The sequence below is a fragment of the Kocuria sediminis genome (assembly GCF_009735315.1).
Lineage (GTDB): Bacteria > Actinomycetota > Actinomycetes > Actinomycetales > Micrococcaceae > Kocuria > Kocuria turfanensis.
In genome coordinates this window covers 44504-58332 of sequence record NZ_WOGU01000006.1, presented here as the reverse complement: position 1 = coordinate 58332, position 13829 = coordinate 44504, and the positions used below count along the sequence as shown (strand labels likewise).

Annotated in this window: 12 protein-coding genes; 2 read left to right on the top strand and 10 right to left on the bottom strand. The window is 73.7% G+C overall.

Annotated features, from left to right (window positions below; all coding sequences use genetic code 11):
• Positions 1–19: 19 nt before the first annotated feature.
• Genes GMA12_RS08485 through GMA12_RS08470 form a run of 4 tightly spaced genes read right to left on the bottom strand, consistent with a single transcriptional unit; the run spans position 20 to position 5794 of the window.
• Positions 20–1795, bottom strand: coding sequence for an amidase (locus GMA12_RS08485; RefSeq protein WP_156269081.1), 1776 nt, complete (start codon positions 1793–1795; stop codon positions 20–22).
• Positions 1792–2895, bottom strand: coding sequence for an agmatine deiminase family protein (locus GMA12_RS08480; protein WP_156269079.1), 1104 nt, complete (start codon positions 2893–2895; stop codon positions 1792–1794). Before GMA12_RS08480 ends, GMA12_RS08485 begins: the two co-directional genes overlap by 4 nt.
• Positions 2896–2945: 50 nt before the next feature.
• A complete protein-coding gene (locus GMA12_RS08475; protein WP_370830871.1) occupies positions 2946–4598 on the bottom strand; it encodes an amidohydrolase in 1653 nt (550 codons plus the stop codon).
• Positions 4599–4645: 47 nt separating this feature from the next.
• Positions 4646–5794 (bottom strand): MFS transporter, encoded by a 1149-nt coding sequence (locus GMA12_RS08470; RefSeq protein ID WP_206064663.1) that lies wholly within the window; start codon positions 5792–5794, stop codon positions 4646–4648.
• On the opposite strand from GMA12_RS08470, the gene GMA12_RS19280 reads away from it, so the two are divergent.
• The gene (locus tag GMA12_RS19280) at positions 5793–5918 is read left to right on the top strand and encodes a hypothetical protein (RefSeq protein ID WP_276607379.1); all 126 of its coding nucleotides are present in this window, start codon (positions 5793–5795) and stop codon (positions 5916–5918) included. The two genes, GMA12_RS08470 and GMA12_RS19280, sit on opposite strands and share 2 nt — an antisense overlap.
• Positions 5919–5996: 78 nt before the next feature.
• Here the strand turns inward: GMA12_RS19280 and GMA12_RS08465 are convergent, their stop codons facing one another.
• The 5 genes from GMA12_RS08465 to GMA12_RS08445 form a co-directional block, all read right to left on the bottom strand.
• On the bottom strand, positions 5997–6614 hold the full coding sequence (locus GMA12_RS08465) for a TetR/AcrR family transcriptional regulator C-terminal domain-containing protein (protein WP_156269073.1): 618 nt from the start codon (positions 6612–6614) through the stop codon (positions 5997–5999).
• 159 nt (positions 6615–6773) lie between these two features.
• On the bottom strand, positions 6774–8300 hold the full coding sequence (locus tag GMA12_RS08460) for an APC family permease (protein ID WP_156269071.1): 1527 nt from the start codon (positions 8298–8300) through the stop codon (positions 6774–6776).
• Entirely contained in the window at positions 8297–9193 is an 897-nt protein-coding gene (locus tag GMA12_RS08455) for a universal stress protein (protein ID WP_156269069.1), read from the bottom strand. Before GMA12_RS08455 ends, GMA12_RS08460 begins: the two co-directional genes overlap by 4 nt.
• Positions 9190–10626, bottom strand: coding sequence for a flavin monoamine oxidase family protein (locus GMA12_RS08450; RefSeq protein WP_162459647.1), 1437 nt, complete (start codon positions 10624–10626; stop codon positions 9190–9192). Before GMA12_RS08450 ends, GMA12_RS08455 begins: the two co-directional genes overlap by 4 nt.
• A gap of 113 nt (positions 10627–10739) precedes the next feature.
• Positions 10740–11471: a mycothiol-dependent nitroreductase Rv2466c family protein gene (locus GMA12_RS08445; RefSeq protein ID WP_156269067.1), complete on the bottom strand. Its 732-nt coding sequence runs from the start codon at positions 11469–11471 to the stop codon at positions 10740–10742.
• A gap of 173 nt (positions 11472–11644) precedes the next feature.
• Here GMA12_RS08445 and GMA12_RS08440 point away from each other — a divergent pair, with 173 nt between their 5' ends.
• Complete coding sequence (locus GMA12_RS08440; RefSeq protein WP_156269065.1) at positions 11645–12310, top strand: TetR/AcrR family transcriptional regulator; 666 nt, start codon at positions 11645–11647, stop codon at positions 12308–12310.
• Between the two features lie 14 nt (positions 12311–12324).
• Here GMA12_RS08440 and GMA12_RS08435 read toward each other — a convergent pair whose 3' ends face one another.
• On the bottom strand, positions 12325–13758 hold the full coding sequence (locus tag GMA12_RS08435; RefSeq protein WP_156269063.1) for a gamma-aminobutyraldehyde dehydrogenase: 1434 nt from the start codon (positions 13756–13758) through the stop codon (positions 12325–12327).
• Between the last annotated feature and the right edge of the window lie 71 nt (positions 13759–13829).

Genomic DNA, 13829 nt, shown 5'->3' with positions numbered 1-13829 from the left:
AGGGGGAAGGCCGCGCGGGTCATGCCGGCAGGGGTGGGGTGCGCGGGGGGACGGTGCGGCGGGCGCCGGTGGCCTCGAACGCCGCGGCGAGGCGCAGCAGGGCGGTGTCGTCCCACGCGCGGCCGGCGAGCGTGAGACCCACGGGCATGCCGGTGTCGGCCATCGTGCCCATCGGCACGGTGACGGTCGGGATGCCCAGGTGCCGGGGCACGAGGTTGCCGTTGGCCACCCACACGCCGTTGCGCCAGGCCAGGTCCGCGGCGTCCGGGTTCACGTCGGCGTCGGCGGGCCCGACGTCCGCGACGGCGGGGAACACCACGGCGTCCAGGCCCAGCTCGTCCATCCACTGCTCCAGGTCCACGCGGCGGGTCTCCTCGAGCCCGCGCAGACCCTCCGCCAGGTGCGGGATCTGCGTCAGCACGGGCACGCCGTGCCGGCGCACGAAGTCCGGGTAGTCGACGATGTCGTCGTCGAACCCGTCGTAGCGGTCGGGCAGGGCGCCGGGCGGGTGCGGGAAGATCCGGGAACCGTCCACGTCGGCCAGCCGGTGCAGGGCGGGGTCCCCGTTGGCCTCGAGGAAGTCGTGCCACGCCCAGGCCGAGAGGTCCACGATCTCCCGCCGCAGGTACTCCGCGCTCACTAGTCCGCGGGTGGCGAGGGTGGGCGCTCCGGGCCGGTCGCCCTCGTAGTTGCTCACCACCGGGAAGTCGACCTCGACCACCGTGGCGCCGGCGGCCTCGAGGTCGCGGCGGGCGGCCTCCCACAGCGCGAGCACGGAGGGACGGGTCTCGATGCGCCGGCCGGTCGGGCCGCCGATGCCGGGGTGCTCGGCGGTCCCGGCCTCCGGGTCGGCGTTGACGTACATCCGCGGCACGCCCAGCCGCCGTCCCGCCAGGACGCCCGCGGCGGCGTCGGGCCCCGCGAGGGCCGGGTAGGAGGCCGGCCGCACCGCCGAGGCGGCCGGGATCTCGACCCAGGGCTGCACCCGCCAGAAGTCCCCGCGGGTCTCGGGGTCGTCGGCGACCACCACCTCGAGGACCTCGAGCAGGTCGGCCATGGTGCGGGTGTGCGGGACGACCACGTCCATGGTGGGCACCAGCGGCCAGTTGCCGCGCACCGAGATCACCCCGCGCGAGGGGGTGTAGGCGCACAGGGCGTTGTTGGACGCCGGGGCGCGGCCGGACGACCAGGTCTCCTCGCCGAGGCCGAACGCGGCGAAGCTGGCGGCGGTGGCGGTCCCGGAGCCGTTGGAGGAGCCGGATCCGAAGGCCGCGGTGAGGTACGCCCCGTTGTAGGGGCTCTCGGCCCGGCCGTAGACCCCGCGCTGCATGCCGCCGTTGGCCATCGGAGGCATGTTGGTCAGCCCGAGCAGCACCGCGCCCCCGGCGCGCAGACGCTCGATCGTGAAGGCGTCGCGCCGGGCCACGAGGTGCTCGAACGCCGGCGAGCCGGCCGCCACGGTGAGGCCGCGGACCTGGTAGCTGTCCTTGGCGGTGTACGGGATGCCGTCCAGGGGACCGAGCACCTCACCGCGGGCCCGGCGCGCGTCGGAGGCGCGGGCCTCCTCCAGCGCCGTGGGGTTGTCCACGACGACGGCGTTGAGCTCCGGGCCGCCGCGGTCGTAGGCCGCGATGCGGGCGAGGTAGGCGGTGACCAGCTCCTCGCTGGTGGTGCGTCCGGCCTCCAGGGCCGCGCGCAGCTGTGCGATGCTCGCCTCCACGACGTCGATCCCGCGGCCGGGCCTGCCGTCGATCGTGGTGCCGGGCGATCTCTCCGGGCCGCCGGAGGCGCTCATCGGGCGCTCCCGTCCGTGGCGGCGCCGCGGGGCGCCGGCTGCTGCTGGGTGATGCAGTGGATGCCGCCGCCGAAGGCGAAGATGTCGCGGGCGTCGACCAGCTCGACGACCCGGCCCGGATAGGCCTCGGCGAGGATCTGCGCGGCGACGGCGTCGTGCGGGTCGTCGAAGGCGCACAGCACGACCACGCCGTTGGCGACGTAGTGGTTGATGTAGGAGTAGTCCACGAACCCGTCGCCGGCGTCGAGCACGGTGGGCGCGGGGACGTCGACGACGCGCAGCCGGCGCCCGCGGGCGTCGGTGGCGGCCTCGAGCACCGCACGGATCTGCCGGGACACCTCGAAGTCCGGATGGGCGGGGTCGTCCTGCCGGTGCACCAGGACGGTCCCCGGCCCGGCGAAGGCGGCGACGATGTCCACGTGGCCGCGGGTGCCGAACTCGTCGTAGTCGCGGGTGAGACCGCGCGGCAGCCAGATGGCCCGGGACGTGCCCAGCCGGGCGTGGATCTCGGCCTCGACGTCCTCCCGGGCGGCCCCGGGGTTGCGGCCGGGGTCGAGCTGCACGGTCTCGGTGAGCAGGACGGTGCCCTCGCCGTCGACGTGGAACCCGCCGCCCTCGTTGACCAGGGTGCTGGCCAGCACCGCGGCCCCGGCCCGCGCGGCCACGAAGCGGCCCAGGTGCTGGTCGTGGCCCCAGGCGGCCCACTCCTGGGCGCCCCAGCCGTTGAACACCCAGTCCACGGCGACCACGTCCCCGGCCGGGTCGTGGGCGAAGGTGGGCCCGGAGTCGCGCAGCCACGCGTCGTCGAGCGGAGCCGTCACGACGTCGACGCCCTCTCCCAGCGCGGCGCGGGCGGCGTCGGCGTCGGCGGGTGCGGCCACCACGGTGACGGGCTCGTGGCGGGCGATCGTGCGGGCCACGGCGGCCCAGGCCTGCCGGGCGCGGGCGAGGGTCTCGCTGCCGGCCGGGCCGAAGGTGTCGTTGGGGGGCGGGAAGGCCATCCAGGTCCGCTCGTGCGGGGCCCACTCGGCGGGCATCACGGTGCGGGCCGCAGCGGTCGACGTGGCCTGGTCGGCGGCGGGACGGGTGAGAGGGGGCATGGTGGAGACTCCTCGGGTGCTCGGACGGACAGGGGCAGGTGATGTGGCGCTCACGACGCGGCAGCGGCGAGGGTCGCGGTCCCGGCGGCGTCGAAGACGACGCGGCCGCCGACGGCGGTCAGCAACGTGCGGATGCGCAGCAGCCGGGCGGCCTCGGCGGTGAAGGGGTCGGCGTCGAGAACGGCGAAGTCGGCCAGGTGCCCGGCGCGGATGCGGCCCTCGTGGTGCTCCGCGCGGCAGGAGTAGGCGGCGTCCCGGGTGGCGTGGCACAGGGCGTCGGCCAGGTCCAGGGCGTATCCCGGCAGGTTGGCGGGCAGCGACGGGTCCAGTGCCGAGCGGCGGGTGGTGGCCACGTACAGGTTGGGCAGCGGCGGGTGGGGGGCGGTGGGGGCGTCCGTGCTGATCGTCAGCGTGGCGCCGGCGGCGAGGAACTCGGTCCACGGATAGGCGCGCTCGACCCGGTGGTCGCCCAGCACCGCGCGCCAGTTGTCCTGGATGGCCGGGTCGGCGTGCACCGGCTGCACGGAGGCCACCACGCCCAGGGCGGCGAGGCGGCGCACGTTGGCCTCGGTGACCGACTCCAGGTGCTCGATCCGGTGCCGGCGGTCCCGGGGACCGTTGCTCCGGTGGGCCTGCTCGAGGGCGTCCAGGGCGATGTCGGAGGCCTCGTCCCCGATGGCGTGCAGGGCGATCTGCAGCCCCGCGGCGTCGGCGGCGACCACCACCGGCGTCAGCGACTCCCGGTCCCAGATCGGCTCGCACGTGCTGCCGTCGGCGTAGGGCTCCTTCATGGCCGCGGTGCAGCTGTCGATGACGCCGTCGACGACGATCTTGATCCCGCAGATGCGCAACCGGTCCCCGGCGTGCTCGTGCGCCAGCTGCGCGGCCCGGGCGACTTGGCCGAGGTTCTCCTCCGCCGTGTTGCGGCGGTGGACGAGCCAGTGGCCCCTGACCCGCAGGGGCAGAGCACCACCGTGGCGGTGGGCGGCGCGGCGGAGGGCGGCGAGGTCGTCGTCCTGGACCGCCATGTCCACCGCACCGGTCACGCCCACGGCCAGGTAGTGCTCGAACGCCGACGCCAGCTGGGCGTCCCGGTCGGCGTCCGTGGCCGCCCGGGCCAGGGCGGGCCAGACGATCTGCTGGGCTGCGGTCTCGTGCAGCATCCCGTCGGCCACCCCGGTGGCCGGGTCGCGGCTGATCCGGCCGCCGATCGGGTCCGGCGTGGTGTCGTCGATGCCCAGCTCGGCCAGGGCCGCGGTGTTGACCCACACCGAGTGCAGGTCGTTGGCGTCGAGGTAGACGGGCCGGTCCGGAACGGCCTCGTCGAGCAGCTGCCGGGTGGGTGCCGCCCCGTCGAGGGCGCTGTAGAGCCAGCCGGCGCCCAGGATGCGGGGAGCGTCCGGGGCCTGCTCGGCCGCCCGGCGCAGCCGGGCCTGGATCTCGGCCAGGTCCGCGGCGTCGCGCAGCGCGACCTTCTGCAGGGACTGGCCCGTCATCAGCAGGTGGGTGTGGGCGTCGATGACGCCGGGCAGGACGAACCCCCCGGCGAGGTCCACTTCGACGGCGCCGGGCCCGGCGGCCCGGCGGGCGGACTCCTCGGTGCCGACGTGGAGGAAGCGTTCCCCCTCGACGACGAAGGCCTCGGCGTCGGCGCCGTCGGCGGTGAACACGGTCGCGTGGGTGTACAGAGTGCGCGCGGGCACGGGGTTGTTCTCCGTTCGTGGGGAGGTGGACGGTGGGGCGGAGGACATCAGGCGATCGCCGCCTGAGGGAACTCGACCTCCGGGGTCGTGCGGGCCGCGGTCGCCTCGGTGCGCACGGAGTGGCGGGAGATCAGGACCAGGGGGACCAGCAGGGCGCACGTCATCCCCGCCAGCACCGCGCCGAGCGCGGGGTATCCGGCGGCAGCCGAGACGGAGGTGCCGAAGACGGGGGCGAAGGAGGAGCCGACGAGGTAGACCCCCAGCACCGGCGCCGACCACTTCCCCGAGGGGTCCAGGGCGGCGGCCACGGCGACGATGTAGATGAAGGACAGCATGTAGAGGGTGTTCCAGGCGATGACGACCACCATGTACCACCCCGGATCGGTCACGGTCCCGGCGAGGAACTTCAGCGCCGCGCCGGCCACCAGGGCGGCTGCGAGCGGCACCGTGCGGCCCAGCCGCGGCCCGGCCAGACCCACCAGGGCCGAGGCCGCCAACCCGCCGAGGGTGGACAGGCTCAGCACCAGTCCCATCCCGGTCTCGTCGAGACCGGCCTGGTCGGCGCCCATCGTGGCCGCGACCGCCCACAGCGAGTCCTCGCTCAGCGCCCACAGGGCGAAGCAGACCAGCAGCCCGATGCCGGCGGCCGTCGTGCTGCGCGAGGCCACGACGGGCGCAGCCGCGGAGCCCCCGGGGCCGGGGGCCGTCTCCGGTGCCGGACGGTCCGGCAGCCAGCCGGTCGTGAACAGCGCGGCCAGGGCGAGGCCGGCGAGCAGGCCGAAGGCGCTGCCCATTCCGGCGCCCAGCACCGGTACCACGAAGAGGACCACCGAGACGATCGCGCGGTTGGTGAAACCGCTGATGCCCGAGGCGCGATCAGGATTGCGCAGCGCGCCGAGAGCCGCACCGCCGGCGGAGACCGCCCCGCCCGCGCCCAGACCGCCGAGCACCACCCCGGCCACGACAACGGGCACGGAGGGGACGAAGGCGGCGGCGCCGAAGCCCAGGCCGGTCAGGGCGAGCCCGGCACGCGCCACGACGTAGCGCCCGGACCGGGCCGTCCAGCGCGAGGTGGCCAAGCAGGAGGCCGCGCAGGCCAACAGGGACGCCGTCATGAGCGTTCCCGCCCCGGTGGCGGTGAGGCCGAGCTCGCCGGTGAGGGCCACGATCATGACCGGGACCAGATTGGCGGTCATGAACCCCACCACGCTGATCCCGAAGACGGACACGGCACGGGTCGCCGTCAGCGGCACGCGACCGGCGTGCACCGGCGTCGCAGCATTGTCGGACATGGTCTTCCTCCTCGAGGACTGGGGGTGAGCCGCATCACATTAAATGAAAGGCTTTCATTAGTATGGGGCGGCGGCCGCGTCGTCACAAGAGTGCAGTGAAAGGGTTTCAGTAAATTCCGTGTAACGCCTGCGTACGCACTCCCGCCACGAGCACCTCCAGGCCGAAGGAGAAGGCCGCATCCGCGCGCTCCTCGACAGATCCGAGACCGGCGATGGCGCGGCTCAGGACCGGGTACTGCCCCTCCGGCGGCGCCCAGACGACCTCGGGTGCCGTCAGGTCGAGGGCGGAGCCCAGCACCAGGTAGTCGATCGTGGAGATCGCCGGGACCACGGCCTCACGCCCAAGACCGGCGCGCTCCAGGACGACGGCCATGTCCTCGTAGATCCCGATCACCCCGAGGTCCTGGACGGTCTGGGTGATGAGCAGGGGAACCAGGCGGGGATGGGCGACCGTGCAGCCCCGGTAGGCCCGCACGAGCGCGCGCAGTGCGTCCTCCCACGGCGAGTTCTCGAGGTCCACCGGCGCGGGGGCCGCGAACACCCGGCCGCGCATCAGCTCGACGATGTGCTCCCGGTTGTCGATGTGGTTGTACAGGGCCGACTGGCTGACCCCCAGGCGGCGGGCGACCTTGGGGAAGCTGAAGTCCCCCGTCTCGTCGACGAGGGCGAGGGCGGCGGTGACGATGGCATCGACCGACAGGAGCGGTGAACGGGGGCGGGCCATGGCAACTCCTCGGACGGTGCGGGTCCTGTCGAATCTACCGAGGTTCCGCCGGCACCGGTCACTCGCGCCCACGACGGGGCCGAGGGCCCGGAGTCACCCCCGGCCCCTCGGCCCGTCCGCCCGGCCCGCTCCCCGGTGCGGGGCCGCCCGCCGGTCCGCTCAGTCGAGGACCGGCAGCTCGGTGGTCTCGAAGCGCTCCCGGAAGAAGGAGGGGTTGCGCCGGTACTGGACGAGCATGACGACGATGCCGAGCAGGAGCATGCCCACCCCGAGGACGAACACCAGGCCGACCCCGCCGATCGAGGACCCCGAGCCGTACTCCGGGTCCATGGAGTCGTAGGACGTCTGGACGAAGAAGACCAGCAGCAGGATCCCGCCGAGCAGCGGGGCCAGGAACTTCGTCAGGAACGCCTTCGTGGTGCGGAAGGCCTCGCGGCGGAAGTACCACACGCAGGCCAGCGCGGTGACGCCGTAGTAGAAGCAGACCATCATCCCCAGGGTGGTGATGGTGTCCCACAGCACGTTCTCGGAGACCACGCGCATCACGGCGTAGAACACCGAGGCGATGACGGCCGCCGCGATCGTGGCGTAGCCCGGGGACTGGAAGCGGGAGGTGATCCGGGCGTACTTCGCCGGCAGCGCGCCGTAGTGCCCCATGGCGAGCATGGTGCGCGCCGGGGAGATCATCGTGGACTGCAGCGACGCCGCCGAGGAGGACAGCACCGCGAGGGACATCAGGATCGCGAACGGCCCCATGACCGGACCGGCGAGCGCCGCGAAGACGTTCTCCTGGATGTCCTCGTTGCCCAGGCCCAGCTCGGCGGAGCCCACCCCCGAGTAGGACAGCACGGCGAGCGAGACGGCCATGTAGAGGGCGACGATGACGAGGATGGTCGCGATGGCCGAGCGGCCGGGCCCGGTGGTCGAGTCCTTGCTCTCCTCGTTGAGGGTGAGCACCACGTCCCAGCCCCAGTAGATGAACACGGACAGGGACACCCCCGCGGCGAACGCGGAGAAGGTCTCCACACCGAACGGGTTGAACCACTCGGCGCGCACGGCGAGGCCGTCGAAGGCGGTGCCGCCGGCCACGTGGCCGAAGGCCGCGGCGGCGAACCACAGCAGGACGACCAGCTGGAAGACGACCAGGACGTACTGCACCACCTTGGTGGCCTCCATGCCCCGGTAGGAGATCCAGGCCGCGACCGCCACGAACGCCAGGCAGGTGGCCACGTTGACGGGCACGTTGCGGGTGAGCTCCGCGATGGCGTCGTTGCCGGTGATCTGGGCGAGGGCCAGGTAGAAGAAGTCCACGGCGATGCCGGCGAGGTTGGACAGCACCAGGATGGTCGCGGCGAGGAGTCCCCAGCTGCCCATCCACCCCACCCAGGGGCCGAAGGCCTTCGACACCCAGGTGAACGTGGTGCCGGAGTCGGGCATGGCCCGGTTGAGCTGCCGGTAGCCGACGGCCACGAGGAGCATGGGCACGAAGCCGACCAGCAGGATCGCCGGGAGGTGGGTCCCCACCGCGGCGGCGGTGGGCCCGAGGGCGCCGGAGAGGGTGTAGGCGGGCGCGATGGTGGACACGCCGATGACCACGGAGCCGAGAAGGCCCACGGACCCCTTGCTGAGCCCCTTGTCGTGGCGGGTCCTGCGCTCGTGGGCGAGCGGTGCGGTGCCGGTGCTCATGACGCGGCCTCCTTCTCGGTCTGGTCCGGAGCATCCTCCGGGAGGGGCCGGGGCACGACGACCATCGGCACCGGGATGTGCTTGAGCAGCCGGGCTGCGGTGGTGCCCAGGAAGGTCTGCCGCCCCTGGGCCAGGCGGGACGAGCCGATGAGCAGGATGCCGCCCGGGGCCCAGTCGACGTCCTGGGCGGCCTTCTTGAGGGTCCGCCCGGAGGCGACCCGCACGGTGGCGGGCCGGGTCCGGCGGGCCTCGGCCGCCGCGGCCTCCAGGTGCTCCTCGACGCGGCGGCGGGCCTGCTCGGTGGCGTCCGGATCCACGGCCTCCCCCTCGAGGAAGGAGATCAGCTCCAGCTCCAGGCCGGAGCGCTCGACGGCCTCGACGGCCTCCCGGATGACCTGGTGCGCACCGGGGCGGGTGCCCACGGCGGCGTAGAGCCGGGTGAGCGGCTCGTCCCCCGAGTACCGGCGCGGGGCGAGGGCCACCGGGACCGGTGAGCTGTGCAGCAGCGAGTTCACCACGGAGCCCAGGGTCAGGCGCCCGCCGCCCGTGCCGGCGCCGACCACGATCATCGCGGCCCCGAGCTCGGTGGCGGCCTCGACCAGTCCGGCCGGCACGGACCGGGCCTCCCGCACGTGGGTGCGGGCCGCGACCTCCTCGGGCACCAGCGCGGCGGCCTCGCGCAGCCACTGGTGGGCCTGCCGGCGGAGCACCGCCGAGATGTCCCCCACCGGCGGGTACACCTGCTGGTACGGGTCGTCCGTGCGCAGCACCAGGACGATCTCCAGCTCGGCGCCCACGTCGCGGGCGAGCGCGGCGCCCAGCCGCACGGCGTCCCGGCTGCGGCGGTCGCCGCTGTAGCCGACGACGTAGCGCGGCACCCCGGCGGTGGTCATCGCCCCGCCCCCGTCAGCGAGCCGGCGCGGAGGATCCCGTCCGCCGCGGCGCGGCCCTGGCGCAGGGCCCCGTCGACGTGCTGGTAGCCCTCGGCGGCGAGGTCGGAGCAGGCCCAGCGGATCGGGCCGACCGGGGTGGCCTGGTGCGCGCCGTAGCGGTGCAGCCCGCCGAGGTCGTAGCTGGCGGCGTAGGCGCCGCGGGTCCACTCCTCGGAGCCGAAGTCGGACTCGTAGTAGACCACCGGCGCCAGCGCCTCCTCGCCGAGGTAGCGGGCGAGGGACTCGAGGATCAGCCGACGGCGCTCCTCGGCGGGCAGGGCGAAGACCGCGTCGGCCTTCTCGTCGGAGACGAAGCCCACCAGGGTGCCCCGGGGGTCCTCGTGGTTGGTGTTGTCGTAGACCTCCTGGCACAGCTCGTGGGCGCCGAAGCCGGTTCCGGAGAGGCCCTCAGCCCGCCAGAACGGCGTCTCGTACACCGCGTGCACCTTGATCACCAGGCCCAGGGACTGGTGCTGGTGCATCTGGTGCTGCAGCCGCGGCAGGGGCGGCTCGAAGGAGATCCGGGAGTAGAGGTTCGGCGGGACGGCCACGACCACGTCGCGGGCGACCACGGTGAGCCGGTCGGACCAGACGGTCACGGGGGTCCCGGGCACGTGCTCGGCGTAGGTCTGCCCCTCGCCGGCCCAGCGGATGGTGCGCACGGGGGTGTTCAGGAACACGACGTCCTCCCCGAGCTCGGCGGCCATGGCCTCGGAGACGGACTGCATGCCGCCGACCACGCGGCGGTCCAGGATGAAGTCCTCGTCCACGAGGTTGGAGAAGGACCCGGCGGAGGCGGCCATCAGCACGGCCTGCAGCGCGGAGAACGCGTGCGCCGGCTTGGTGAGCATCCCGCCGGCCACGAAGATGCCGATGTTGTCGCAGGCGGCCTCGTCGGAGGACTGCTGCCGCAGCCAGGAGGAGAAGGAGATCGTGTCCAGCTCCCGGGCCAGCGGGTGCGCCCACGGCTGCGCCACGCCGATCTGCTCGACCAGCCCGTCGAGGATTCCGACGAGCCGCTCCATCTCGGCGATCGTGGACTCCCCGGCGGGGAACATCGACCCGGTGTAGGTGTGGCGGGCGCCGTCGGGGGCGAGGTAGACGGACTCGCCCTCGCGGTAGCGCTGGTAGGTGCCCAGGCCGAGCTCGTCGACGAGGGCGAGCAGCTCGGTCTGGTCCGGGGAGATCCACTGCCCGCCGAGCTCGAGGAAGGCGCCCTCGACGGTCTGCGACCAGGTGCGCCCGCCCACGCGGTCGCGGGCCTCCAGGACGGCCACGGTGCGCCCGGCGGCCACGAGTGCGCGGGCGGCCATCAGCCCGGCGGGACCGGCCCCGACGACGACGACGTCGCGCTCGATCGCGGTCTCGCTGCCCAGGGTGCGTTGATCGGTCACTGTGTTCTCCTTCACGCTAAAATGAACTCAATTCATTAAGCGGGAGCGCACAGGGACCCGTCAAGAGCCGCAACACAAAATTCACACGGCGGGTCCGCCCGGCGGCGGGGACGCTACTTCTTGGTCCGGCGGCTCCCGGCGTGCCAGTCCTCCTCGGCCCCGGGGCGGTCCGGGGCGGCGCCGAGCCCCCGCAGCTGCGGCTGCTCCCGGAGGCTGCGCTTGAGCTCGGCGAAACCGGGGAAGCGGGCGAGCGCCACCACGTGGTCCCACAGCTCCAGGGCCTCGTCCTCCCCCGGGAGCCGGCTGATGACCGGGCCGAAGAAGGCCACGCCCTCCGGGGGGCCGAAGTGGATGATCGGCGTGCCCACGTCCCGGCCCGTCAGGGCCAGGGCCTCCTCGGTCTCCGCGCGGACCACCGCGTCCAGGGACTCGTCCTCGAGGGCGGCGGCCAGCCCGGGCGGGAGCCCGGCGGCCTCCAGGACGGGCTCGAGGAAGGCCGGTGTGGCGCGGCGGTCCTCCCCGGGCGTCCCGGGACCGGGCACCGGGTCGGCGTCGAAGGTGTGCGCCCCGAGGGCCGCGTACAGACGCCCCACGGCCTCGCGCCCGTGCTCGGCGCGGGTGCGGGCGGCCACCCGCAGCAGGTGCAGGCCGGCCGTGTGGCCGGCCTCGTACTCGGGCGGGAACCACGCGTCGTAGTCCACGTGCTCGTTGAGCAGGCGCAGGGAGATGAACCGCCAGTCCACCCGGTGGTCCCTCCGGGCTGCGACCGTGCGGACCCACTTGCTGGTCAGCCAGGCGAACGGGCAGGTGGGGTCGAAGTAGAAGTGCAGGTCGGCGTCCGTCATCGTCCACACGCTAGGAGCGCCCCCGGCTGCGGTCAAGGCTCCGGCGGCCGCGGACACGGCCGTCCGGCGGCGGACCTAGACTCGACCTGACCGCCCGTCCCCGGCGGCCGCGCCCGGCGGCACCGGGACCCGCAGCACGATCCGCAGCACGACCCCCAGGAGGACCCCCGCCCATGGCTCCCGCCCGAACCCCTCCTCGCCGCCGCGGGCGCCCGAGCCAGCCGGTGCTCTCCGAGGAGCGGATCACCAGCGCCGCCATCAAGATCGTGGCCTCCCGCGGCTACCGGCACCTCACCATGACGGAGCTCGCCCGCGAGCTGAAGGTCTCCACCTCGGCGCTGTACAACCACACGTCCTCGAAGCGCGACGTGCTGATCCGGGTCCAGGACCGGATCAACCAGGGGATCGACCGCTCCGGCTTCGGCTCCCTCCCGTGGGACCGGGCCCTCGAGCGCTGGGCGCGGTCCTACCGGGACTGCTACGCCCAGCACACGGCGATGATCCCGATCATGGCCGTGCTGCCCGTGGCGGACTCCCCGCACACCCTGGAGATGTACGAGACCGTGGCCCGGGGGCTCGCGGACGCCGGCTGGGCGCGCGGCGACATCGCCGACGTCATCGTCTCGGTCGAGTCCCTGGTCTTCGGCGCCGCCTACGACGCCACCGCGCCGGCCGACATCTTCGACCCCGGGGAGCGCTCGGACCTGGCCCCGGTGTTCGCGGACGCCGTGCGGGCGCGCCCCACGGACGCGGCGGCGGCGGCCGACGAGGCGTTCGACGTGGCGCTGCGCGCCATGCTGGACGGCCTGCGCCTGCGCCTGGCGGCCGGGCGGGACTGACCCGCCCGGCCCGCTCAGGCGTCCAGGGCGTGCATGACGTGCTTGACCTGGGTGTACTCCTCGACCGAGTAGAGGGAGAGGTCCTTGCCGTAGCCGGAGTTCTTGAACCCGCCGTGCGGCATCTCGGAGGTCAGCATGACGTGGGTGTTGACCCACACGCAGCCGAACTCCAGGTCGCGGGAGACCCGCATGGCCGTGCCGTGGTCGGTGGTCCACACGCTCGAGGCCAGCGCGTAGTCCACGTCGTTGGCGAGCTCGAGCGCCTCCTCCTCCGTGCTGAAGGGCTGCACGGTGAGCACCGGGCCGAAGGTCTCCTCCTGCACGAGGGCGTCGTCCTGGTGCACCCCGGTCACCACGGTGGGCTCGAAGAAGTAGCCGGGGGCTCCCTCGACCGGCTTTCCGCCGGTGACCACGGTCGCGTGCTGGGGGAGGTCGGCGAGCTTGCGGCAGACGTCCTCGAAGTGCCGGACGTTGTTGAGCGGGCCGTAGAAGTTCTTGGACTCGTCCGGGTCCCCGGTCACGATGTCCCGGGCGGCCTCGGCCAGCAGCCGCACGAACTCGTCGTGGGCGCTGTCCTGGACCAGGATGCGGGTCACCGCGGTGCAGTCCTGACCGGCGTTGAAGGTGCCGAACTCCACGAGGGCCTTGGCCGCGGCGGGCAGGTCGGCGTCCGCGAACACGACGGCGGGCGCCTTGCCGCCCAGCTCGAGGTGGCCGCGGGTGAGGTTCTGCGCCGCGGCCAGGGCCACGGCGCGCCCGGCGCGCACGGAGCCGGTGATGGAGACCATGGAGGGCGTGCGGTGGGCGGTCATGAGCGCCCCCGTGGAGCCGTCCCCCAGGAGGATGTTCACCACGCCGGCGGGGAAGATGCCGTCGATGAGCCGGGCCAGCACGAGGGTGGACTCGGGAGTGGTGTCCGAGGGCTTCAGGACCACGGTGTTGCCCGCGGCCAGCGCGGGGCCGAGCTTCCAGATCGCCATGAGCAGCGGGTAGTTCCAGGGCGTGACCTGCGCGACGACGCCGACCGGCTCGCGCCGCACGTAGGAGGTGTGCTCGCCCATGTACTCCGCCGCGGCCTTGCCCTCGAGGGTGCGGGCCGCGCCGGCGAAGAAGCGCAGGTTGTCGGCGCCGGCGCCGACCTCCTCGTCCGCGATCATCTGGCGGGGCTGGCCGGTGTTGCGGTGCTGGGCGTCGACGAGCTCGGAGCTGTGCGCCTCGAGCGCGTCCGCGAGCCGGAGCAGCATGAGCTGGCGCTCGCTCGGGGTGGTGCGCTTCCAGGTCCGGAAGGCCTTCTTGGCGGCGGCGAAGGCCTGGTCCACGTCCGTGGCGTCGGAGACCGGGGAGACGGCCACCGTCTTCCCGGTGGCCGGGTCGACCACGTCGATCCGGCCGGTGCCGTGGGCGTCGACGAAGGCGCCGTCGACGTAGTTCTGCAGGACGTCGCTCATGGTGGGGTCTCCTCTGCGGGCGGGAACACGGTGCCGCCCACTCTAAATGACTGACTTTCATTTTAGTAGGC